At 62.7% G+C, this 22298-nt stretch carries 20 protein-coding genes and 2 pseudogenes; 20 read left to right on the forward strand and 2 right to left on the reverse strand.

The features are described 5' to 3' along the window. The 6 genes and pseudogenes from NKI96_RS32620 to NKI96_RS27840 all read left to right on the forward strand — a co-directional run. Positions 1 to 129: pseudogene (locus NKI96_RS32620) on the forward strand (integrase); the annotation flags it as partial. A gap of 98 nt (positions 130 to 227) precedes the next feature. Next, on the forward strand, positions 228 to 2021 hold the full coding sequence (locus NKI96_RS27820; protein ID WP_352580042.1) for a portal protein: 1794 nt from the start codon (positions 228 to 230) through the stop codon (positions 2019 to 2021). Then, positions 2018 to 2338 (forward strand): Bbp19 family protein, encoded by a 321-nt coding sequence (locus NKI96_RS27825; RefSeq protein ID WP_027049706.1) that lies wholly within the window; start codon positions 2018 to 2020, stop codon positions 2336 to 2338. The genes NKI96_RS27820 and NKI96_RS27825 overlap by 4 nt, the downstream gene beginning before the upstream one ends. Before the next feature lie 246 nt (positions 2339 to 2584). Beyond that, a complete protein-coding gene (locus NKI96_RS27830) occupies positions 2585 to 5056 on the forward strand; it encodes a hypothetical protein (protein ID WP_023695032.1) in 2472 nt (823 codons plus the stop codon). Then, positions 5056 to 5490 carry a hypothetical protein gene (locus tag NKI96_RS27835; protein ID WP_023695031.1) on the forward strand — a complete coding sequence of 145 codons (435 nt, stop codon included), beginning with the start codon at positions 5056 to 5058 and terminating at the stop codon, positions 5488 to 5490. Before NKI96_RS27830 ends, NKI96_RS27835 begins: the two co-directional genes overlap by 1 nt. A gap of 366 nt (positions 5491 to 5856) precedes the next feature. After that, positions 5857 to 6324: a hypothetical protein gene (locus NKI96_RS27840; RefSeq protein WP_032904592.1), complete on the forward strand. Its 468-nt coding sequence runs from the start codon at positions 5857 to 5859 to the stop codon at positions 6322 to 6324. Positions 6325 to 6444: 120 nt separating this feature from the next. On the opposite strand, the gene NKI96_RS27845 is transcribed toward NKI96_RS27840, so the two are convergent. Continuing rightward, a complete protein-coding gene (locus tag NKI96_RS27845; RefSeq protein ID WP_023695029.1) occupies positions 6445 to 6762 on the reverse strand; it encodes a YMGG-like glycine zipper-containing protein in 318 nt (105 codons plus the stop codon). 258 nt (positions 6763 to 7020) lie between these two features. Here NKI96_RS27845 and NKI96_RS27850 point away from each other — a divergent pair, with 258 nt between their 5' ends. The 14 genes and pseudogenes from NKI96_RS27850 to msrA all read left to right on the forward strand — a co-directional run bounded on the left by NKI96_RS27850 (position 7021) and on the right by msrA (position 21109). Then, entirely contained in the window at positions 7021 to 7593 is a 573-nt protein-coding gene (locus NKI96_RS27850; RefSeq protein ID WP_023743949.1) for a hypothetical protein, read from the forward strand. Between the two features lie 247 nt (positions 7594 to 7840). After that, on the forward strand, positions 7841 to 8752 hold the full coding sequence (locus NKI96_RS27855; protein ID WP_027049704.1) for a hypothetical protein: 912 nt from the start codon (positions 7841 to 7843) through the stop codon (positions 8750 to 8752). Between the two features lie 44 nt (positions 8753 to 8796). Next, positions 8797 to 9786 (forward strand): hypothetical protein, encoded by a 990-nt coding sequence (locus NKI96_RS27860; protein ID WP_023751142.1) that lies wholly within the window; start codon positions 8797 to 8799, stop codon positions 9784 to 9786. Positions 9787 to 10051: 265 nt separating this feature from the next. Then, positions 10052 to 10654 carry a phage connector family protein gene (locus tag NKI96_RS27865; protein WP_352807184.1) on the forward strand — a complete coding sequence of 201 codons (603 nt, stop codon included), beginning with the start codon at positions 10052 to 10054 and terminating at the stop codon, positions 10652 to 10654. Continuing rightward, positions 10651 to 13131, forward strand: coding sequence for a phage tail protein (locus NKI96_RS27870; protein WP_352807187.1), 2481 nt, complete (start codon positions 10651 to 10653; stop codon positions 13129 to 13131). Before NKI96_RS27865 ends, NKI96_RS27870 begins: the two co-directional genes overlap by 4 nt. A 251-nt stretch (positions 13132 to 13382) precedes the next feature. After that, positions 13383 to 14084 carry a hypothetical protein gene (locus NKI96_RS27875; protein WP_023739173.1) on the forward strand — a complete coding sequence of 234 codons (702 nt, stop codon included), beginning with the start codon at positions 13383 to 13385 and terminating at the stop codon, positions 14082 to 14084. A 2-nt stretch (positions 14085 to 14086) separates the two neighbouring features. After that, positions 14087 to 14617, forward strand: coding sequence for a hypothetical protein (locus NKI96_RS27880; RefSeq protein WP_023747773.1), 531 nt, complete (start codon positions 14087 to 14089; stop codon positions 14615 to 14617). Further along, complete coding sequence (locus tag NKI96_RS27885; protein WP_352807190.1) at positions 14618 to 15004, forward strand: hypothetical protein; 387 nt, start codon at positions 14618 to 14620, stop codon at positions 15002 to 15004. It abuts the gene before it with no gap. Further along, positions 14970 to 17666, forward strand: a complete 2697-nt coding sequence (locus tag NKI96_RS27890) for a lytic transglycosylase domain-containing protein (RefSeq protein ID WP_352807193.1) — start codon at positions 14970 to 14972, stop codon at positions 17664 to 17666. The genes NKI96_RS27885 and NKI96_RS27890 overlap by 35 nt, the downstream gene beginning before the upstream one ends. Further along, entirely contained in the window at positions 17666 to 18283 is a 618-nt protein-coding gene (locus tag NKI96_RS27895) for a T6SS immunity protein Tdi1 domain-containing protein (protein WP_352807196.1), read from the forward strand. The genes NKI96_RS27890 and NKI96_RS27895 overlap by 1 nt, the downstream gene beginning before the upstream one ends. 510 nt (positions 18284 to 18793) lie before the next feature. Further along, positions 18794 to 19921, forward strand: a complete 1128-nt coding sequence (locus NKI96_RS27900; protein ID WP_352807199.1) for a hypothetical protein — start codon at positions 18794 to 18796, stop codon at positions 19919 to 19921. An 84-nt stretch (positions 19922 to 20005) separates the two neighbouring features. After that, complete coding sequence (locus NKI96_RS27905; protein ID WP_023671459.1) at positions 20006 to 20197, forward strand: hypothetical protein; 192 nt, start codon at positions 20006 to 20008, stop codon at positions 20195 to 20197. Between the two features lie 3 nt (positions 20198 to 20200). Further along, positions 20201 to 20522, forward strand: a pseudogene (locus NKI96_RS27910) (hypothetical protein). A gap of 68 nt (positions 20523 to 20590) precedes the next feature. Continuing rightward, positions 20591 to 21109, forward strand: coding sequence for a peptide-methionine (S)-S-oxide reductase MsrA (gene msrA, locus NKI96_RS27915; protein ID WP_023694663.1), 519 nt, complete (start codon positions 20591 to 20593; stop codon positions 21107 to 21109). Here msrA and NKI96_RS27920 read toward each other — a convergent pair. Then, positions 21063 to 21974: a glycosyltransferase family 25 protein gene (locus NKI96_RS27920; protein WP_023808297.1), complete on the reverse strand. Its 912-nt coding sequence runs from the start codon at positions 21972 to 21974 to the stop codon at positions 21063 to 21065. The genes msrA and NKI96_RS27920 overlap by 47 nt on opposite strands. Between the last annotated feature and the right edge of the window lie 324 nt (positions 21975 to 22298).

Below are 22298 nucleotides of genomic sequence, written 5' to 3' on the forward strand. Positions count from 1 at the left end.
ACCGAAGACGGACAATGGACACTCTCATTCCATGCCCACCCGCTCGGCATCATCGACACACGGCACATGAAGCTTGTCCGCCGCAGCGCCGCGCCAACCAATCCGCTTGGCGATGCGGCGGACGCATAGGGGGAGAGAAGTGTCACCTATGTATCCGGTTCAAAGTGTTACCCATCTATCGGCTGGACACTTCGCCGTCCATTCACATCCTACCCAGCGAGCCCCTCATGACCGATTCCCGTGCCCGCGATATCCTGTCCCGCCAATCCGAGCTCGAGACCGAGCGCTCTCAGTACGAGGCGGTGTGGGAGCAGGTGGCGGAATTCTGCGATCCCGATGCGCCCGATGTCTGGAGCGGGCGCAGGAGCGGCGGACCGGATTCGCAGGCCGAGCGGCAGGAGCGGCGCGGTGCCCGCGTCTATGCCAACACCATCAACTCGGCCGCCAATCGCCTCGCCGCCGGGCTCGAAAGCCTGATCATCCCGCAGTCGGAAAAATGGCACGGGCTGACCACCGCAGAAATGAACGACGAGGAGACCGACGAGGAGAAGGAATGGGCGGAAGGCTTGCGCGATTTCCTGTTTGCGTTGCGCTATTCCGCCAACTCCAATTTCGTTCCGGCAACGCAGGCTTGCCTGCGCAATGTCGTGCGCTACGGTCCGGCCTATCTCTATGCCGAGGAAGGCTTTGGCGGCACGCTGATCCGCTATGCCTCGATCCCCGTGGTCGAGGGCTATCTCGCCCGCAACCGCTGGGGCCAGGTCGACATTTTCCATCGCCGCTACGAGCGCACGGCAAGGCAGGCCTCGCAGCTGCTCGGCTACGAAAAGCTGCCGGCGCGGATCAAGATGCTGGTCGACGATCCCGCCAAATGCGAGACGAGGATCTCGCTGATCCAGTGCATCCAGCCGCGCGACGAGCGCAAGATGTACCGGCTTTCCGGCGACTATCAGTATCTCGACACGGCCTTTGCCTCCTATCACGTCATCGAGGACGAGGAGGAGATCGTCAGGGAGAGCGGTTTTCGGTCCTTCCCGGTGTCGACCTTCAACTGGCGCCGCTACGAGGGCGACCCCTATGGCATTTCGCCTGCTATCGAGGCGCTGACGACGGTTCGCGAGGAGAACGCGGTGCGCCGCTCGGGCCTTCGCGCCCTGCAGCAGATCACCGATCCGGCCACGGCGTCCAAGGCCAGGCTCGATTATGTCCCGGTGCTCAACCCCGGTGAGAATTATCCCGGCCTCATCGACGACAATGGAAGGCCGGTGATCCAGCCGATCGCGACCGGGCAGAACCCGACCTATGCCTTCAACTACGCGGCGAGCCGGGCAGAAGAAATCCGCGACATGATGTTCGTCAATTTGTTCCAGACGCTGGTGCAGAACCCGCAGATGACGGCGACGGAGGCGCTAATCCGCCAGGAGGAGAAGGGCGCGCTGCTCGGCCCCTCGGGCTCGATCATCCAGGCCGGCTTTGCCTCGAATCTCGACCGCGAGCTCGGAATTCTCGAGGACAAGGGGCTTTATGACGAGGACAGCCGCTTCGCGCCGCCGGACAGCCTCGCCGGCAAGGCGGTGCGGCCGACCTTCACCGGCCCGCTCGATGTGCTGCGCCGCTCGGCCGAGGCGCGCGACACCATCCAGGTGGTGACGACGGCCATGCAGATGGCGCAGTTCGATCCCGGCATCATGGACAATATCGACGGCGACGAAGCGCTGAAGATCGTGCAGAGCGCCGGCCGCAGCCCGCAGCGCATCTTTCGCCGCAAGGAGGAGGTGGAAGGTCTGCGTGGAGCAAGAGCACAGGCCCAACAAGCCCAGGCCGGCATGGCGGCGATCGCCTCCGCCGGCAAGGTCGCCAAGGACGCGGTGCCGGCAGCGGTGCAGGCGCGCGACAGCGGGTTACTCGATGCATTGATGCTGCAGGCGGGCGCCGGCGGGCAAGCGACGGCCGTGCCGGCCGCGCCAGCCGCCAACAGGCAGGCGACGGCCGTGCCGGCCGCGCCGGAGCAGCGCGCATGAGCGGCAAACGCTTCGCCCGTGCCGGCCAGGCCGGCGGCCCCGCCAAGGCGCGCGACGCGCTGGCCAAGGCCTATCTCCGGGTGTTTTCCGGCGAAGACGGCGAAATGGTGCTGGCCGACCTCGCGGCAACCGTCGGCTACTACCGCCGCCCGTCCTATGGCGAATGGATGGCCAGGACGAGAACGCCGAACGGTTTCGAGCTGCACAGCGCGCTCAGCAATGCGCGGGCTGAAGTGGTGCAGCACATTATGGGATTTCTGACGTTGGACGAGACGCAGCTGGCTGCGCTGGAGAAGGCGGCGAGGATGGAGGGGTAGAGCGCCAGCGCTGAAGCTGCCTTCCTCGCCCCGTCACTATACGGGGAGAGGATGCCGGCAGGCAGGTGAGGGGCGGCTCCGGCATCTCAAAGGTTCGCGCTGCCCCTCATCCGCCCTTCGGGCACCTTCTCCCCGTGAACGGGGAGAAGGGACTTCGTCGTCCTCGGCTTCTCCAAAAAAACATCAATCCGAAAGTCCGCAAACGACGCGATCGGCATGCGTTGCGGCTTGCCGCGACCTCCGGCAATGCGCTCCATCGGCAGGAACCAGACACAGGTCCACATCATTCCTCTCTCTGTTGCCCGGCGCCGGCCCGGCAATACGGCGCAAGATACTGGCTCCTCGCCGGCAGGCGGGCCAAGCCAGCAGCCCGACAGCTACTGGCAGGAGGTTGCCGAGCGCTATGAGCAGCTCATATCGCAGCAGCAGGCCTTCGATACCGAGGTCGCCGCACGCAAGTTGAACGGCGAGATCGCGCAGGCCGAGACCGAGGCGGTTGTCAATGCGCCGGCAGATGGCGCCGGCCTGCCCGAAGGCATGTATGGCCAGGTCGATCCGCACACGGGGCGTGTGCTGCAAACGGGTCGGTTCGACACCCTGTTCAAGGGCTTCCTGAGCCAGATGCCGCCCGAGCTGCACCCCGGCCTCAGCGCTCGCAAGGAGACGCTGCGCACCGAGGGTGCTTGGCGGATGGCGGCGCAGCAGCTGCAACGCCGCAAAGACTATGAGCGGGCCCAAGTCGACACGGCGCTGCGAACCAACGCCATCGCCATCGGCAAGGCGCACCCCGACGACCACGTGACCTTCGAGGCGGCCAGGCAGGACGGGCTCGATCTCATCGACAAGATGGGGGTCGATCCTGGTATCAGGCAGCAACTGGCCAAGGACTGGCACAGCACCGCCGCCAAGGCGCGGTTCGAGGCGCTGATTTCCAGGGACCCGAAGCGCGCGCTGGCGATATTTGGCGTTGGCACGCCGGCCGCCGGCAGTGGGGCTATGGGCGACAGCGCGCAGGCTGCGGGCAACTCCTTTGTGGAAGGCCCAAGGATGGCGCCCGGGAAAGAAGGCCGCGTCGGCACGCAGACTCCGGACGAACGCATAGCGCAGGCATTCAGGGACGATCTTCCCCAGGAGGAACAGGATGTCCTGGCCTTAAAGGCAAAGGTCGCCAAGTTCTCGCAGGACATCCAGACGCGCATTGCCATCGGTCGCGCCGAGGCGGAAGCGCCGGACCAGTTCGCACGCACGGGCGCCTACTCCGGCGGAATACCGGGCAAGGATGCCTACCGGATCATCTATGGCCTCGATGAGGGCGACAGGCGCCGGCGGGTTCTCGAATGGCGAGCCGGGGTCGGAAAGAAAATCTTTGACATGGGTACCATGTCGAACCAGGCGATCGATGCCGCTGTTGTCAGCGCTGAGCCGGGGCCGAACGCTTCACCTGAGGACCAGGAGCGCTATGAGATCACCGACGCCGCGGCAAAGCTGGTGCGGGAGAGGCGGCGGGTCGGTGCCGGTGGCTACGTCAGCGGATTGTCTCAAAAGACCTTCGAGGGCTGGGAAGCCGTGTTTGGCAGCGGGGCTTCGAATCCGGGGAACTATGATCCGAACCTTTACGATCAGACGATAGCCTTGTCTGTCGCTCTGCAAAAAGTATTGGGCATCGAAGATGAAAATCTTCAGCCAATAACGTTTTCCTACCTGCTCGAGCTTGCCGAACAGCGCGACAGCGGAAGCGCGTACTTGATGGACCGCTACGCCAAGGCGAGCGAGTTGTTTGCGCGCACCAAAGATCCTGTCGCGCGGGCAGCTTTGGTCCGGGAATTGGATGAAGCCGGCCTGGGCGGCATACTCCCCGGCGGCAAGCCTGGCCTTTCAGCGGGCGAGGTGTTTCGAGCTGACGCCAAGGCGCTTGGCAAGGCGGGTGCAAATGCCGGGATATTCTCGGGCAAATTGACGAAGGGAGTTGGCTACGGGCTTTCCTTCGGATCAATCGACCCTCCCGATTTCAGCCAAGGCTACTACGAGCCTGCAAATCCCACCGAGAAAGTGATGATGCGTCAGGGAGGTGACGCATTCGGCTGGGCGATACCGGTGCCCGGATTTGGCCGAGCCGCCGAGAAAGGCATACCGCGAGCAGTTGAGTCTATGAGCGCTATCGCGGCCGAGCGAGCCGAAGGCCTCGTCGCCAAGCGGCCGGGCGAGTTAGCTGACGAAGGCGAGGCGCTTGTTGGTGGCGTGGACGCCGAAACGCTCCGATACCAGCAGGGGCTGGCCAGCTTCGCTTTCCAATCGGTCCCCAAATCCGACCGCGCATTTGACAATGCAATGCTAGGCGCAATGCTCGCCCGGGATCCAGACAAGGTCAGATACTCCGGCGCAAAACTAGGCGTTGCCGAGTCAGAGGATTACCGCAAGATTTTTTACGCCAGAAATCCGAAATTAAAGAGCAGTGATAACGTTGTTCATCATGCTGGCGAGAGGCAGGTTGTCGAGAGAGATCCAAGAATTACAAATATAGAAGAAATAAATTCATACGAAAATCTTCGAGGAATCCCAAAAAAACGAGATAGAAACCTACACAAAAAGGTAATCAGGTTTGAATGGGATGAATTCTATAAACGCAACCCCAATTTCACGCGCGAGCAATGGCTTGATAAAATTACAGAAATCGACAAGAAATATGGCCATTTGTTCGACCCGCCGATAGGTGAATAATGCGATATTTTGATATCAGGCCGGATGTGGCTGGTGGGCTGGGTAACCATACGGTTTTAGACACCGACGTTCACCCACCAGTCGTCCACAAGCTGCACTATGAGGTAGAAGGATGGTTCGGCGACGCGCTTGTCACAACCTTTCCATGCTTTCTTGTAACGGATGAAGCAAAGGAGGCGTTGCTGAAGATGGGGATATCTGGTGCTGATTTTTCCGATGCTGAGGTGACAGAGTCGGAGGAATTTCATGAGTTGCAGCCTGGGCAGGAACTGCCACATTTCGTCTGGTTAAAAGTGGACGGGCAAGCAGGTCGCGACGATTTTGGCATCGCTTCGAATTACGATCTCGTCATATCAGAGCGAGTCCTTGATTTGTTTGAAAGACTAGGAATTCCCTCTGCGGTGATTGAGCCTTTTGGCGAAAGAGACTCATGACGAGGGCCGATGCAATGAATAAGTCACCCTAATCCACCAGAGTTGCCAGTTCTGGGTCACTCATTCCACTTCTCGGAATATATAGGTGAGAAATGGATTACTATTATGTAGAGCCTTTTGCCGCTGGTGATTTTGGCAAAAATACTCTCCTCGACAATCGCGTTCACCCGCCATTGTCCACAAATTCCACTACGAGATTGACGTTTGGATAGGTGACGTCCTCATAACAAGCTTCCCCTGCTATCTTGTCACCGAGGAAGCCAAGCGGGAACCTTTGGAGATAGGTGTTTCGGGCGTGGCTTTTGCAGATGTTGAGGTGACCGCCTCGGTGCGCTGGGCTGGACGAAGGTGGCAAGGGAGTTAGCCATGGAGACCGCCAAACCAGACTTAAGCAGCGTTATGCGTCTGCCTCCGGCCGACATCAGCACCGCCGATGACGATCTTGATGCCGCCCGAATCGAGGCACGGCAGTATCTCGAATTTTACACCTGGGTCTTATCCATCAAAGGCGAATATTTCGGATATGGCGCGGAAGGAATAATCTACATTTTCCTGTTCGAGATAGAGCCGCGACCGGATGTGAACCAATGGATCTGGGTGATCGTTGGCGATGTGCCGCCGACATATATCCCTGCCGACGACGCGAGGACGCCTTTCGAGGCTCTTGATGGCTATATCGGTGCCCTTGAGGACTGGGTCGAGGCAGCGCGACAAGGAAAGTCGGTGGCGAAATTGATACCAGTCAATGTAGACGCAAATCCCGCCAACGCCGAAATGCTGGCTGGCCGCCTCAAATTTCTCGACGAGAAAATCTTGCCGGAGCTTAAAAGGTAATTCTGACGATTGAGGATGCCGGTAGCAGGTGAGGGGCCAGCCTCTCAGAGGATCGCGCTGCCCTCAACCGCCCTTCGGGCACCTTCTCCCCGTTGAACGAGGAGAAGGGGAAGCCCGTCCTCAATAATCGCCGTTGTAATACCGGTCGTCGCAAGGCGCCGTGTAGATGCGGCCGTAGCGATCTTGGTAGCGGCACAGCTGTTCGCCGCGGCGCTGCGGCGTGGTGGCCTGGCCGATGACGGCGCCGAGCAGGGCGCCGCCGGCGGCGCCGATCACGGTGCTCTTGGTGTTGCCGCCCAGCGCCTGGCCGGCGAGCGCGCCGACGCCGCCGCCGATAAGCGCGCCGTTGGTTGCCCTCTGCTGCTGTTCGGTCTGGGTCGCGCAGCCTGCCAGAGCGGCAGTCATGAGCACGGCGGCAATGGCTTGTCTGATGATCATCCTGGAACTCCTTTGAAGCCCCAAACGCGGATTGGAGCGAATGGTTGCCAGTAGCTGTCGCATTGCGGCCAAACGGCGGCGCGCCCGCTCACGAAATGAGACGTGGTTTCTCGGGCCTTGAAGACAATGGTCGCCAAAGCGGAAACGCCTTGCGCGAACAGGGCGATAGCGCCTCGGTTTGAATCGATACGCCAGCGCTGATCCGGCGCTTTCTGAATAACGTCCTTTCCAGAATTCCGAACAGAAATGGAGATACCAATGACCCGAGGTCTTCCCCGGACGCTGTCGCGCGCCGCCGCCCGCGAGGCCGGATCTGCCCCGCCCAAATTCGGCCTCAAGGCCGTCACCACGGGGCAGGGCGGCTCGTACCGCACCGTCTTCACCCTTGCCGGCATGCAGGTGCCGGTCGCCGACGCGCTGGCCTATGCCAGCCAGAAACTGCTCGATTTCGCCGACGGCAAGGTGCGCATCAAGGGCGGCACGGCCAGACTGCAATTTGCGGTACTGACCACCCGCGCGGCGACCATCAACGACAATGCGGCGCTGACCTGGTCGCTGGGCTCTGTGGCGGCATCGAGTGCGACGCTGGCCGGCGCCATGGTCAATGTGCTGGCTTCGACGGCCCGCACACTGGATGGCCTGGGCGCCGCGCTGTCGACGGCCTCGACCGCGGATGTCGCGGCAGCCGCCACGCTGGACGGCACGGTGACGCCGGTCGACCTCTATCTCAACCTGGCGTTTGCGACCGGCACGGATATCGACGCCGATGGCACGCTGGCGGTGACGGGCACGATCACGCTGCTGTGGGAGAACTGGGGCGATAACGCGTAGGCGGTGATACAGCCAATCTCCCCACCTGTGGGGGAGATGCCCGGCAGGGCAGAGGGGGGCGCTGTCCCGCCGGCCTGTCCTGTCGATTTTACACTTGCGTTATTCGGAGAGGCTTCGGCTGACGAAGTGCCCGAACGCTGGCGTTCCTTCGCGCCCCCCTCTGTCCTGCCGGACATCTCCCCCACAGGTGGGGAGATTGGCAGCTTCGCCGCCGGCTCCTTCTAACAACAATCAAAGGAATCCACTCATGACAGATCTGGCAGATTCCGGGTCCGTGGCGGCGCGTGCGCAGCCTGCGGGCAACCCAGTACGGCCACCGGCAGGTGCGGATAACGGGTCCGCCGCGCCTGGCGCCAAAAGTTGGTTTGACGGTCTTTCCGAAGGCAACCGCAAGCTCGCTGAAGCCAAGGGCTGGACCAAGGCCGAAAACCTCGATCGGGTTTTCAATTCCTATGCGGAACTGGAGCGACAGCAGGGTGAGAGCCTGCGCGTTCCAGCACCCGACGCATCCCCGGAAGACTGGCAGAAATTTCATGCCCGGCTGCCCGAGACCATGCGCCCGCTGACATCGCCCGACAAGGTCGAGTACAGGCGGCCCGACGGCCTGCCGGAAAACTTCGCCTATTCGGACGAGCTTGCCCAGGCGTCCAAGGCCTGGGCGGTCGAGGCCGGCGCCACGCCGAAGGTGGCGCAGGCCTATCACGACCGCTTCGTCGGCTACATGGCCGAGCAGGCCGCGCGCCAGGACGTCGCGCTCGCCCGCTCGGTCGAAGCCACGCATGACGATCTCGTGCGCGACTGGGGACCGACCGACAGCGACGGCTTTCGCCAGAAGCTCGAGGTCGCCAACCGGGCGATGAAGAAGCTCGGACTGGTCGACGCCTATAAGGCCAAGGGCATCCTTCTCCCGGACGGCGCATTGACCGATCCGCAGATCGCCAAGGCGTTCCATGCCGTCGGCGAGGCGATGTTCAGGGAAGACACGATCGACGGCGGCGCGGCTTTGAGCGGCGGCAATCCGTTCAAGCGCAACGCCGCCGGTGACCGCAACATTTCGGCCATTTCAGCCCTTGTCAAAAGCGACCCCGCCCGCGCCCGGCGGCTGGCACGCGAGGCCGGTGAAAACCCGAACCTCTGGATGCCCAACAATCCCCTTTAGTCCTCCAAAGCTTGCCGCCACATCAACCTCAAAGGAAGTGAAAAATGGCAGACGCCTATACCCGTATCGCGGACGCGATCGTTCCGTCCGTTTATGCCCAGTACTCGTTCGAGGAGCATGTCCAGTCGCTGGAAATCTTCCAGGCCGGCATCCTGTTCAACGACCCGGCCATCACCGCCAAGCTGTCCATGGGCGGCCGCTCGGTCGACATGCCCGGCTGGAAGGATCTCGGCAATGATCCGTCCGAACCGGTCAATGACGATCCGGCCGATTCCATCGAGATGAAGAAGATCGGCGCCCGCCGCGAGGTCGCCGCCCGCAATGTTCGCGCCCAGGCCTGGGGCGTTCCGGACCTGACCTCGATCCTGGCCGGCGACGATCCGCAGAAGCTGATCGTCAAGCGTCAGACCGAGTACTGGCAGCGCGCCAACAAGCTGACCCTGCTCGGCATCCTGAAAGGGGTCGTCGCCGACAACATCGCCAATGACGGCGGCGACCTGGTGCGTGTCACCGGCGCCTCCATCGTCGACACCGACATCATCGAGGCCGCCTATCTAATGGGCGACCGCGCGGACAAGTTCAAGACGATCTGGATGCACTCCAAGCAGATGAAGGCGCTGAAGCTCGCCGACCTCATCGACTATGTGCCGTCCTCCGAGCAGGGCGGCCCGCTCATCCCCTATTATATGGGGCTGCGCTGCGTGGTCGATGACGACATTCCGGTGGCGGCCGGCGTCTACACCGCCTTCATGTTCAAGGACAAGGCGATCCTGTGGAACGAGCTTCCGGTCAACACGGAGGGCGGGCCGCTCGAGTTCGATCGCAAGCCGCGCCAGGGCCATGGCGGCGGCGTCACCGAAATGGTCGGCCGAAGGCACTTCGTGCCGCATGTGCCCGGCACCCGCTTCCTCGACGCGTCTTCGGCCGGCGAGTTCGCCACCGACGCCGAGCTCGCGCTGGCGGCAAACTGGGACCGTACGGCCTCCAGCGTCAAGAGCATGACGTTCATCGCGCTGAAAACGACCGAGGCATAGTACCTTTCGTCCTGCCAGCGGGTCGCCGAAACTGCTGATCTCCCCCCTTGCGGGGGAGATGTCCGGCAGGACAGAGGGGGTGTGAAGGATCGCCAACTTCCGGTCCCTTCAACCCCCTTCAACCCACAACCGCTTCTCCAAATTAGGTCAGGTCGGCGGACAGCACCCCCCTCTGGCCTGCCGGCCATCTCCCCCGCAAGGGGGGAGATTGGCGCTCCGCCATATACCCTTGCCCAATCAACCACCATCCACGAGGCGCTGATCCATGGCCATCACCCCGCTCGACATCGCCAATATGGCGCTCGCCGTCCTCGACGAGGCGCCGATCGACAGTCTCGACCAGGACGTCAAGGCGGCGCGCCTGCTCAACCTGCATTTCGACCTGACGCGGGAAGCCGAACTCGCCAGGCACGCCTGGGTGTTCGCCATCCTTGCCGCCAGCGTCGCCGGCGCCGACACCGGCAGCGGCAATTGCACCTTGAACTTCGCCTATGAACTGCCCGCCGATTGCCTGCGGCCGCTGCCGCTGACCGCAAATGGCGAGCCGGACGGCGTACCGATCTCCTGGCGCCAGGAAGCCGGGCTGATCTACTGCGACCGGTCCGGTCCATTGATCAGCCGTTACATCGCCAACCTCACCGACCCGAACGACTGGGATGCGCTGTTCACCGAAGTGCTGGTCTCCGCCCTTGCCATAAAGATCGCGCATCCCTTGACGCACAAGGCGGGCATGATCGACATCGCCCGCTCCGCCTATGACCGGGCGCTGGATGCGGCCTTTGCCGCCAACGCCATCCAGCGCGGCGGCCGGCTCTACACCTCATCCTGGGCGCAGCAGCGCGGCGACTTCAGGGTGTCTGCCCGATGACCGCGCTCTACCCTATCCAGGACGTTTTCACCCGTGGCGAAATCAGCCCGCGCCTGCACGCACGCGCCTCACTCGATCTCTATCGTGCGGCGCTGTCCAAATGTGAGAACTTCGTCACGTTGCCGCATGGCGGTATCCGCGCCCGCGGCGGCAGCTATTTCGTCAACGAGGTGAAGAATTCGGCCAGTAAGACGCGCGCCATCCCCTTCATCTTCTCCTCCGAGCAGGCCTACTGCCTGGAGTTCGGCGACCTCTATATCCGCGTCTATGCCTATGGCGCCCGCGTCGGCACGGTCGAGGTGGCCTCGCCCTATCTGGAGGCCGATTTGTTCGACCTCGCCTATGTCCAGTCAGCCGACCAGATGTGGATCACCCACAAGAACTATGCGCCCAAAGTGCTGACCCGCACCGCCCACACGACATGGACGCTGGCAGGTTACGAGTTCCTCGACGGCCCTTACGACCCAATCAACACGACCGGCACCACGATGACGCCGGCCAGTTACGGCTCGTACGTGCCGAAGATGACAGGCTTGACGGCTCCGGCCGGAACGGCTTTGGCCAGCAACGGTTCCGCGTCAGCGTGGGCGATTTTCGACAAGGACAGCAGAACAGGTGCGGAGATCGGTGCCGGCACCAATGGCTGGGTCCAATATCGGCAGGCGAGCGGAGCGCAGAAGGTTTGCAACGCCTACTGGGTGCAAGCCATGAACAGCGCGTCGGAAGCAGAAAACATGCCGACGCAATGGGAAATCCAGGGCTCGAACGACGGATCGACATGGACAACCATCCACTCGCGGATTGGCCAGATAGGCTGGGGTAACTCCGAGCGTCGGTTCTTCGAATTCTTCAACAAGGCCGCCTTTGAATATCTGCGCATGGACATGGACGGTGGCGGCGGCTCTGACAGTACCAGAACCGACCTCGCCGAATGGGCGCCGAACGAGGACGGCGACCTGATGACGCCGTTCAATCTGACGGCGTCATCGGTCATCGGCATCAACGATGATACCGGGTTCCAGACATCGGATATTGGCCGCGCCATCCGGCTGCTCGGTTCGGATGGGCGGTGGCGCTGGGCCAAGATTGCAGCGCGCACGAGCGCGACAGTCGTTACCGTTCGTCTGTATGGCCATGCCTTGCCGGATCTCAGTCCGATCAGTCGCTGGCGGCTTGGCACCTTCGTGCCCGGAAAATATGTCGAGGCGGGCTCGCTCTATGAGGAGCGGTTGGCCTTCAGTCGAAAATTCTCGGTCTATGCATCGGCGACCGGCGACTTCGATAATTTCGCGCTCGGCGAGGAAGATGACGACGCGCTGGAATTCGTCCAGGCCGGCGGCGGCCAGGCCAACGACATCGTCTGGATCGCCGATTCCGATGGTGCGCTGCTGATCGGCACGTCGGGCGGTATCAGGGCACTGTCCGGCTCCGGCATCGACGAGGCACTCACCCCGTCCTCGTTCAAGAACCGCCGTTCGCGCACCTTTGGCTGCGCCCGCATCCGCCCGGTCGATGCCGGGCAGTCCTTCCTCTATGTCACCCGCTCGCGCAAATCGATCGCCGAGCTGACGCAGAGTTCTACAGCCAGATTCACCTCCGATGACATCGGCCAGATCTCGGAACATATCCCCAAGCAAGGCGTGGTCGAACTCGCCTTCCAGACCGACCCCGACCCGATGCTGTGGTTTCCGCTCGAAAATGGCGAACTTGGCGGCTACACCCACCAGCCGAGCCAGGAGGTGCGCGGCATGCACCGCCATCGCTTCGGCGGCAGCTTCGCTGGATCCGCCCCCGGTCAACCCACTTGGGCGGTCGTTGAAAGCGCCGTGGTGACGCCTGGCCAGAACGGCGTCGACGACATCTGGCTGATCGTCAAGCGCACCATTGGCGGGGTGACCAGGCGCTACATCGAAATCATGACCACGCCATTCGAATACGGCATGCTGGAGGATGCCTTTCAGGTCGATTGCGGACTGACCTATTCGGGTGCACCCGTCAACGTCGTCTCCGGGCTCGGCCATCTCAACGGCCAACTGGTCGACGTGCTGGCCGGCGGCAAGGTCTATCGCGGCCTGCCGGTTGCCTCCGGCCAGGTGGCGCTGCCCGCCGGCGCCACAGCTGGGAAGTGGCAGGTCGGGCTGCCCTTCCAGTCCGAGGCCAACACGCTGGAACTCGACGTCGGCGGCCAGGACGGTTCCGTCATCGGCCGCCGCAAGAAGGTGGCGAAAGTCATCCTGTCGCTGCTCGAGACCGACACCACCGGGCTGCAGGTGCAGTCCTTCCTCCGCGGCCGCTGGGAGAGCGTGCGCATGCCGAGCATCGTCGCACCCGACGGCAATGCGAAACTCTACACCGGCAATGTCGATGTACCGGTCGACGACAGCTGGGAAGGGCAGGGCAGGGTCCGCATCCGCCACCTCAACCCGACGCCCTGCACGATCCGGGCGTTTACGTCGGTATTCGACGCCGAGCCGTAGAAAAATTTGATGCGGCAATAGTCAACGCCGAGCTCCCGCCCACCCCCCTCTGGCCTGCCGGCCATCTCCCCCGCAAGGGGGGAGATCAACGGCATCTTTGCCTTCGCTAATCGCTGACGTAGCAAGACTGGCGAGCCTGCTCGAGCTGCCAATCTCCCCCCATGCGGGGGAGATGTCCGGCAGGACAGAGGGGGGTGCTGTCCCGCCGACGTCACCATTCTCGCACCATTCCCACCAAGGAACCCACCCCAATGACCCCCCATGCCGAGACCCTCGGCAAGGCGCGGACGGCTGCCGATTTCGCGGCCGTCATCGCCTTGCTCGACACCGACATTAACGACGCCGTCGTCCGCAGGCGCGCGCTGGAGCAGGCCGAGGACCGGGCCGTCTTTGGCGACGGCGACCTGGCCGCGGCGCGCGCCGCGCTCGATGCCTGCAACGACGTCATCACCTTGCTGGAAAAAACCATCTGCGTCGCCGACACGCGCCGCATCGACGCCGCCGAGAGCGAAGCCCGCGCCGACATTGCCGCTCTTGGCGACGAGATTGCGGCCAAAGCCGCCACCCTGACCGAGCGCTGGCGCAACGCTGCCCGGCTGGTCGAGCTGCTGCGCCAGGAACTGTTCGAGGCCGATGCGCTCGTCCGTGCCATCGCCACCGCCAATGGCCTGTTCGACGCCGCCAGCGTCGCCGAGCTGAAGATAAACCTCACCGCTGCCCGCCGCGCCGCCATGGCCGGCGCACGGGCAGCCGCACCCGCTCGCCTCAGCCGCGCCGGGCTGCAGGTCGACCGGCTGCTTTTGTCCCTGCTCGCTGCCGGCGGTCCACTCGACCCGCGCCCGCAGCTTGGCGCGCCGGTCGCCGGCGTCAAAAGCAAGTTCATTCCCGCAATCAAACCCATTCCCGCGAGAAAACCCATTCCTGCAATCAAACCCCTGGGCGAACGAGGCTGACCATGTGCACACTTGCCCTTCTCGGCACCGTTCTTTCCGTCGGCGGCGCGCTGGCCGAGGGCCAGCAGTCGAAGCAGATGGCCGACTATCAGGCCAAGGCCTATGAGCAGCAGGCGCAGGCGGATGCTCAAGCCGCCGCCTTCGAGCAAGGCCAGGAGCGCCACAAGCAGGACCTGCTGCAGGCGCAGGCGCGCGCCCAGGCCGGCGCGTCCGGCGTCGGCATAGCCGGCTCGCCGACCGAGGTGCTGGCGGCGAATGCCAGGCAGGGCCAGGCGGATCTCGGCGCGCTGCTGTACGGCTCGAAGCTGCGCCAGAACAATCTCAACAGCCAAGCCGCCATCTCGCGCTTCCAGGGCAAGCAGGCGGTGACGGCGTCAATCTTCAACGCCGGCAGCGCGCTCGTTGGCGGCCTCTCCAAAATCTACGACCCGACGAAAGCGGCAGCGTCAAGCGCTGCGGCCGCCGCTGTGCCGGGCCGCTCCGTGATCTTCGGCAGTGCGGCCCTCAGGGCTCCGTGGGCGGGGAACACCTAGATGGTACACATCATCCCCCTTTCCGTCGGCCAGCGCCGGCTCGATACCGGCAACGCCGTGCAATATCCCCAGGGGTCGCCGATCGGCGGCGCCATGCAAGGTTTCGGCGACCACCTTTCCGCTCTTGCCGAACGCTACCAGCAGATGAAGGACCAGCAGGACGCGTTCGACGCCGAGCTGGCGCGTCGCGGCTTCGACGCGCGGATCGCGCAGGCCGAAGATGAAGTGGCGGCGAACGCGCCGGCGGATGGCGCAGGCATGCATGAAGCCATGTATGGCGAGGTCGACCTGCGCGCCGGCCGGGTGGTGAAACCAGGCCTACGATACGCTGTTCGACGATGCGAAACGGACGATGCCCGAAAGCCAGCGCGCCGCTTTCGCAGGTGAGAAGGAAAACAAGCGCGTCGTTGGCGCATACCGCATGGCGCTGCGGCAAAAGACCAAACGCGACGACTACGAGAAGGCCACCGTCGACACGACGCTGACGACCAATGCCATCGCCATAGCAAAAGGCGACCCGAACGACACCGCGAACTTCGAGGCGATCCGGCAGAGCGGGCTCGACCTGATCGCCAAGATCGGCAACCCGCTTGCCAGGCAAGCGGCGGAAGCCGCCTGGCGCACCAACTCGGCCAAGGCGCTGGTTCAGGCGATGATCGCCACGGACCCGAAGCGCGCTGCTGAAATGTTGGGTGCGGTGCCGGTCGCGAGATCTCCGGTCGACGCGGTCGTGGGCAAAATCATCGGCGTTGAAAGCGGTGGCAATGCCGCGGCAAAGAATCCCAATTCATCCGCTTCAGGCGTCGGGCAGTTCCTCGACTCAACATGGGTTCAGACTGTCCGGTCGCACCGCCCCGACCTGGCTGCTGGCAAAAGTGCGTCCGAGATCATCGCGCTCAAAGGCGATGCCGCACTCGGCAGGCAGATGACGGCAGCGCTGACCCGCGACAATGCCGAATACCTGACCAATCGTGGCGTGCCGACCACACCGGGCAACCTCTATCTCGCGCATTTCCTCGGCTCGGCCAGCGCCGTAAATGTGCTGAAGGCCGATCCGAACGCCCCGATCGCCAGCGTCGTCGGCCAGGACGTAGTGCGCGCCAATCCGTTCCTCGCCGGCAAGTCCGTCGCCGACACCCGCGCATGGTCCGACGGCAAGATGGGTACCCTGGCACAGGGTGACACCGTCGGCAAACCGACGTCGGACGTAAAAACGACGCCGGCCCCCAGGCAGGCCAGCGGCGAGCTCGTCTGGGCGGCGGCTCCATGGATTGCTGACCTGCCACCGTATGATCTGCAGCAACTTGGCCAGAAGGCCAACGTCGCGATGACGGAGCAGCTCTTCGAGGCGCGCACCAATGTCCAACTTGCTTACCAGAATGCGCCGACCGTCCTCATGTACACCGGCACCTATTCAGGAAATAAGCCGGACGATGAAGACCTCACTGCGGTCTATGGCGTCGAGGAGGGTGGAAAGCAGTCTCTTGGACTCGATCGCACGTTCAAGGTCGGCGGCCAGGCATTCGACATGGTCAGGATGCCGAAGGATGCGATCGAGGCGAAGGTGCTCGCGGCCAGGCCCAAACCAGGCAGTGCGACCCTTGAGCAGGACCAGGCACAGTTCGACATAACCACGTCCGCAGCGAGGCAGGTTTTGCAGGCTCGCGCCGCCGATCCCGCCGATTTTGTTCGCAAGATCGACCAGACAGCAGATGCGTACTGGCCCGCGGTATCGAGCAAGGACAGTTACGATCCGGCCGCTTATCAGAAAGCGGTGGCCCGCTCTGTCGCGGTGCAGTTGCAGCTTGGGATCAAAAAGATTCAGCCCCTGCCGGCGTCTGTCGTCAAAGACCTTGTCGACACCTTGAGCGATGAAAGGGTGCCACAACGTGAGCGAGACGTGGTCTTGCGCGATCTGTTCGCGGGTACCTCGGATCCGGGTGTTCAGGCAGCCATGGCGCTGCAACTGACCGGCGAGAACCAGTCGCGAATAGGGCGAAGCATCGCGAACAGTGCAATTCCGGTATCGGCAGAGGAGCGCGTGAGCCGAAATCTGGCGGCTTTTGATGCCCTGCCGGTGCCTCTCAAAGCACTGGTAGCGCTTGATGACATCGTTCGCCTTACGGCGGACGGGATGACGTTTGGATACGCGGACAAATTTGCCGCTACCATGAATTCGCTGATCTCGGGCGGCAGCTACGAGGAACAACTCGCGGCTGGGCGTGTCGCGACACAAGATGCGCGAGATCGAGCTGGGTCGGCGGGTACCGTGGCTGAGTTGCTTGGCGCCTATTTGACCGGCCGAGGCCTCGGAGAGGCGGGGATCACACTCAGCGGTAGATTCGGCACAGCCGCAATGGAGGGGTTGTCCGGTCTCCTTGCTCGCACGGGCCTCATGGGAGCTGAAGGCGCTGGCTACGGGGCCGTGGAAGCCACCGGCCGCGACGAATCCATCGACGGCGGAGCCGCGTCCGGCTTCTTTGGTGGCGCTGGTAGCAATATTGTCGGAGAAGGCCTTGGTGTTGTCTATCGCCAAGCCGCCGAGTGGCTAAAGCGACGTTCATCCTCTCGCCAACCAATTGCTGAGCCGGCAGCGGCAGAGCTTACTACAGATCAGCCAGACCTAGAGGCTGGTTCAAGTTCACCAGCAGGGACCCCAACTGGTCCGGCGCCGGACCCTGCTATAGCCAGCGAGGCCTCCGCTGGCCACGACCTGCATCTTACCTATATGCCTCATTGGAACGCGGCACAGCGGGCAGCGGCAGATCTGAAAGTCAAGATGTTGACGGAAGCTGCCACTGTGGTTAGCCGTGCGGTTCGCATAGGGAAGTCCGCCAGAAAAATCTTTAAGAAGGCAGGTTCATTAATTCCATTCGGCAACGACATTGACCATGTCATTGATCTGCAATTGGGAGGTGCTCATGTCTTATCCAATTTCGCCATATTGGATTCGAGCGTCAATCGAAGTCTGGGTGCGCAGATATGGAAGCAAATAAAAGACTTACCTATTGGCACTGCCATAAATAAGGTCACGATAGGAGCGCGCTGATGTTCGAGACATTCCGACAAAATTACCCCGTCGAAAGTAGGGTGCCGACGGACGGGAATCCTCTTCGGGACTCGGGGATATCGGGGCTGAATGAATTGCTCACCAGCTTGGGCGGTGCTTCATTCAAGCAAGGTTTGTATCGCATCATCAGGGCACAGGATCTCCCAGCCTGGAACGCGAGGGTCAACCTCGGTTTTCCCGAGGCTGCCGGGCGAATCACCTGCTTTGGTTACGACTGGCAGGGCACTGCGTTTGCGCTCGACACGCAGCGGCTGGAGGAAGGGCAACCCGGTGTCCTCATGTTTGAGCCCGGAACAGCTGAGATACTTGAGGTCCCGGCGAATATCGAATCGTTCCACGATGCGCTCCTCATTGAAAATCCCGATGCGGCGCTGACGGCCAATATATACGTGGAGGACTGGCTTTCGGCTGGGGGCGCGCAGCCTGCCTTTGATGAGTGCATCGGCTACAAGAAACCGCTGTTCCTTGGGGGAGAGGATGACATCTCAAACCAGGAACTGACAGATCTGGAAGTCTACTGGCACATTATGGGCCAGGTCATAGCCAAGGTGAAAGGGCTTCCGCCGGGGACGCCGGTAAATCTCAGGGGCGGCTGAGAAGCGCCGGGGAATCTGCTTACGATGGAAGTCACTAGTTAACGCAGGGTGCTGCTTGGGGGTTACATGGGTGCAGGTTATGCTGCGGCTGTTTTCGGTGCACTGGTTCCGACTTTTCTTTTGAGCCGCTTGCTGCTGTGGATCACAAAGCTTTGGGACGACGGTCTTTGGCGCCTCTTGCTGGCGCACGTCATTTCCGCAGGGCTCAGCTGTACCGCCGCCGCTTACGGCCACGCGGATACTGGGGCACCGAATTGGTCCTATAGCTCACTCTACATCTGTGCCCAATTGATCTGGCTCATTGTGGATTTTGTTCGCGCTCGTCGCCAGCGGAGCCAGCCTGCGAATTGACGGTGCGCTTGTGTTGACCCTCCCGCGTTGCGTCACGGCAACGCGCGACGTTCAGTCAATTCCGCCCCGAGTTGCCGTCATGCAGTGACGGTGGCATCGCATTCTTCGATGATTCCTCAAGCCTCGCTATCGCGGGGCTTTTTTCATGGAGCAAGCCTTATGGCCCGACCTGCAACTGCCGCCGTTCGCCTGTTGACCGGCGAACGCGAACCCGTGCGCCTGGCGACGACGGGCAACATCACCCTTTACGGCCTGCAGACCATCGACGGCGTGCCGGCCGAGGTCGGCGACCGCGTGCTGGTCAAGAACCAGACCGATGCCCGCGACAACGGCATTTATACCGCCAGCGAAGACCAATGGTTCCGTGCCGCCGATGCCCGCACCAGCCGCACCATGCAGAAGGGCACGACGGTGCATGTTCAGCAGGGCGCGGTCTCGGCCGACTTCGTCTATGTTTTCGAAACGTTCGATCCGGTGATCGGCACCGACGCGGTCACGATCGCCTTTTACCTGTCGGAGGACACGCTGGGCGATGCGGTGGGCGCGGCCAGCGCTGCTGCCGCCAGTGCCGCTGCGGCGCTCACCTCGAAGAACGCTGCCGCCACCAGCGCCACCAATGCCGGCACCTCGGCCGGCGCCGCCGCGGGTTCGGCCACGGCCGCCGCCGGCTCCGCCACAACAGCCGCGACCAGCGCCACCAATGCCGGCAATTCGGCAACGGCGGCTTCCGGCTCGGCATCGGGCGCGGCGACCAGCGCCACCAACGCAGGCAACTCGGCTACAGCTGCAGCCGGTTCGGCGAGCGCTGCCTCGGGCTCGGCAACCGCGGCTTCCACCTCAGCCACCAATGCTGCGACCTCCGCTTCCAATGCGGCGGCCAGTGCTGCGGCGGCATCAACCTCGGTGGCGGCGCTCGGCTACACCTTTTCCACGACCACAGCCGACGCCGATCCGGGCAACGGCACCTTGCGGCTGAACAATGCGAGCGCTGCCTTGGTGACCGCGGCCTATATCGACAATCTCGATGCCGGCGGCTCCACGGGAGCACTGACATGGAAGGGTTTCAACAACTGCTCATCGCCTATCTCGAAGCCGCGAAACCCTATGCTATCGGCTTTGCCGCCGGGCTTGTCGCCGGGTGGCTGCTGTGAGCGCGCTCCTCGCCGTCCTGCTTGGCAACAAAGCGCTGCTGGGCTTCCTGGCATCGGTCATCGCCGCCCTTTGCTGGGGCGTTCACCAGCGGCTGGCCGGCGCCAGGGCCGAGCGCGGCAAACTGGCGGCCGCTGAGGCCGCGGCGCGCGCGGTCGCTGAGCAGGTGCAGAACGACGTCGGCGCACTGCCGGCGGACGCTGTTCGAAAGGAGCTGAAATCATGGGCAAGGGACTGATGCTTGCGCTGCTTGTGGCGCTTGCCGGGTGCACGACTGCTTCGGGCGGCTTCTGCGCGATTTCGAGCCCGCTGCGCCTTTCGGCCGAAGCCGTCGACGTCCTGTCGGACGCCGAGGCGAGAGCGCTCCTGGCGCACAACCGCAAGGGACAAAAGCTCTGCGGATGGAGGCCTTAGCCGATGCACGACCTCTTCGACATGCTCGGCATCAAGGGGCCGGTCGTCGCCGCCGGGCTAGCCGGCGGCGTGCTGCGAGCACTGTCGCGCCATCGCTACAAGCTGCGCGAGATGATTGCCTCGCCGATCTGCGGGGCGCTGGCGGCTGCGTATCTGACGCTGCCTGCCGTCGCCTGGTTCAGGGCAACCGGCATGCCTCCCCGATCCGGCCGACGATACCACGACGCTCGCCGCCGCCTTTTTGATCGGCGTCTCGGCCATGTGGATTTCCGACATCGTCTTCGAGGTCATCGTGCGGCGGTTCGGCTCGGCCGGCAACGAGTGATGCACTTGAGATGCTGGAAGAAGCCAGCGACAATGCCTACCTAAGGAGCAATCCAATGGAGGTATGATATGGCGACGTCCACCGAACGTGCAGTCCTTGCCGGCGGCTGTTTCTGGGGCATGCAGGATTTGATCCGGCGCTATCCCGGCGTGATCTCTACCCGCGTCGGCTATAGCGGTGGCGATGTGCCCAACGCCACGTATCGCAACCACGGCAGCCATGCCGAAGCCATCGAGATCGTTTTCGATCCGGCCAGGATCAGCTTTCGCACATTGCTCGAATCCTTTTTCCAGATCCACGATCCGACCACCAGGAACCGCCAGGGCAACGATGTCGGAATGAGCTATCGCTCTGCGATCTTCTACACCAGCGACGAGCAGAAGCGCGTCGCCGAAGACACCATCGCCGATGTCGATGCCTCTGGACTGTGGCCGGGCAAGGTCGTCACCGAGCTTGCGCCGGCGGGCGATTTCTGGGAGGCGGAGCCAGAGCATCAGGACTATCTCGAGAAATACCCCAACGGCTATACCTGCCACTTTGTCAGGCCGGGCTGGAAGCTTCCGGTCCGCGAAAAGGCTGTTTCGTAACGCAGCCGCTATCGTCTGCTTGTCTGGCGGCCGAACTATTCTTCCGCGCGATCGCTATGCCGGCCGCCTCGTAGAGGTGGCCGTGCTCGGGCTGCCCATAGACGAACGCGCCGTGGACGGGTTTGCCGTCGACCTCAGAGCCTGAGAACGCGACGGCCTCGATCTTCTTTGTTCCGGTCAGGCTCTGGTTTCGAAGATAGGCGAAGGTTCGCACCGCTTCTCCAACAATTCGATCGAGAAACGGTTTTGGCCGCCTCCCGGGCCGTCGCACGAGGCTTAGAAAGCGCTCTCGTCCCGAAACAAAATGGTGTTGTGCGCAAAGCGCCGGCATGATCTGATAGATTCGGTTGAGCGAGCAGGTCATGAATCCTGGGTGAAAAAGAACGAAGTCGACCTCTCCTCTCAGATGCATGGTCCTGCGCAGCAATCTTTGCGCTGCCGATTTGGAGAGGACATAGCCTGCGGCGCCCGCGTGCAGGCCATAAAGTCTGGCAAGCGAAAACCCATCATCGAGAGCGACTTCCTTGCGTCCGACCCTCACGTTGGCAAAATGCGTTTCCAGCTTGATCACATCGGCATCGCGTGGCACCCATCGATCGGAAGCAAGCAGCGAGCCGGCGCCAGCGCCGAAAACGACGTCGTCTTCGAAAACCGCGCCATATTGATCCGCGCCGTTCGCAACGATCTCCCAACACGAGCGGTGGCTCAGAAAACAGCAAACCTCAGCAGCGCTCAGCGGGCTTTTGGCGACAGAGCAGCAATCGGGGCAATCAATGGCGGAGACACGCTCAAATGGTACTCCGATCCGGCCGAACTCGGACGCGACATGCGCCAGCCGATCGCGAGAACGATCAAGATTGATCACCAGACACCTCATCAGCGCCCCCTTTGTCCGGCGATCAGTGAATATCACGTTCCCGTGATTGCACAAAATTTGCTTACGTGCGGGGCAGTAGGTAGCGGCGTACGTGCCGCCGGTGATTTTGGAGGTTGGGTGGACATTGACTGCATCCCCGGCGAGGCGCGAGGCTTAACCGTGCGCGGGTAGACGAGTCGAGTCGCCCTAGAAGCCGAAGAATTGCCGGCCGATCATGTATCCAAGCGCGACGACCAAAAGGGGAAACAGGGCGGGCGCCAGCCGACCAAGAGCGGAGGTCTTTCGCTGTTGCCTGGAGATGGTCGTGGGCGC

Source organism: Mesorhizobium sp. M0292 (genome assembly GCF_040321695.1).
Classification (GTDB): domain Bacteria; phylum Pseudomonadota; class Alphaproteobacteria; order Rhizobiales; family Rhizobiaceae; genus Mesorhizobium.

Bases quoted from the DNA above. Each gene is read 5' to 3' on its own strand.
- NKI96_RS27820 (WP_352580042.1), top strand. From the start codon at position 228: ATGACCGATTCCCGTGCCCGCGATATCCTGTCCCGCCAATCCGAGCTC.
- NKI96_RS27825 (WP_027049706.1), top strand. From the start codon at position 2,018: ATGAGCGGCAAACGCTTCGCCCGTGCCGGCCAGGCCGGCGGCCCCGCC.
- NKI96_RS27830 (WP_023695032.1), top strand. From the start codon at position 2,585: ATGCGCTCCATCGGCAGGAACCAGACACAGGTCCACATCATTCCTCTC.
- NKI96_RS27835 (WP_023695031.1), top strand. From the start codon at position 5,056: ATGCGATATTTTGATATCAGGCCGGATGTGGCTGGTGGGCTGGGTAAC.
- NKI96_RS27840 (WP_032904592.1), top strand. From the start codon at position 5,857: ATGGAGACCGCCAAACCAGACTTAAGCAGCGTTATGCGTCTGCCTCCG.
- NKI96_RS27845 (WP_023695029.1), bottom strand. From the start codon at position 6,762: ATGATCATCAGACAAGCCATTGCCGCCGTGCTCATGACTGCCGCTCTG.
- NKI96_RS27850 (WP_023743949.1), top strand. From the start codon at position 7,021: ATGACCCGAGGTCTTCCCCGGACGCTGTCGCGCGCCGCCGCCCGCGAG.
- NKI96_RS27855 (WP_027049704.1), top strand. From the start codon at position 7,841: ATGACAGATCTGGCAGATTCCGGGTCCGTGGCGGCGCGTGCGCAGCCT.
- NKI96_RS27860 (WP_023751142.1), top strand. From the start codon at position 8,797: ATGGCAGACGCCTATACCCGTATCGCGGACGCGATCGTTCCGTCCGTT.
- NKI96_RS27865 (WP_352807184.1), top strand. From the start codon at position 10,052: ATGGCCATCACCCCGCTCGACATCGCCAATATGGCGCTCGCCGTCCTC.
- NKI96_RS27870 (WP_352807187.1), top strand. From the start codon at position 10,651: ATGACCGCGCTCTACCCTATCCAGGACGTTTTCACCCGTGGCGAAATC.
- NKI96_RS27875 (WP_023739173.1), top strand. From the start codon at position 13,383: ATGACCCCCCATGCCGAGACCCTCGGCAAGGCGCGGACGGCTGCCGAT.
- NKI96_RS27880 (WP_023747773.1), top strand. From the start codon at position 14,087: ATGTGCACACTTGCCCTTCTCGGCACCGTTCTTTCCGTCGGCGGCGCG.
- NKI96_RS27885 (WP_352807190.1), top strand. From the start codon at position 14,618: ATGGTACACATCATCCCCCTTTCCGTCGGCCAGCGCCGGCTCGATACC.
- NKI96_RS27890 (WP_352807193.1), top strand. From the start codon at position 14,970: ATGCCCGAAAGCCAGCGCGCCGCTTTCGCAGGTGAGAAGGAAAACAAG.
- NKI96_RS27895 (WP_352807196.1), top strand. From the start codon at position 17,666: ATGTTCGAGACATTCCGACAAAATTACCCCGTCGAAAGTAGGGTGCCG.
- NKI96_RS27900 (WP_352807199.1), top strand. From the start codon at position 18,794: ATGGCCCGACCTGCAACTGCCGCCGTTCGCCTGTTGACCGGCGAACGC.
- NKI96_RS27905 (WP_023671459.1), top strand. From the start codon at position 20,006: ATGGGCAAGGGACTGATGCTTGCGCTGCTTGTGGCGCTTGCCGGGTGC.
- msrA (WP_023694663.1), top strand. From the start codon at position 20,591: ATGGCGACGTCCACCGAACGTGCAGTCCTTGCCGGCGGCTGTTTCTGG.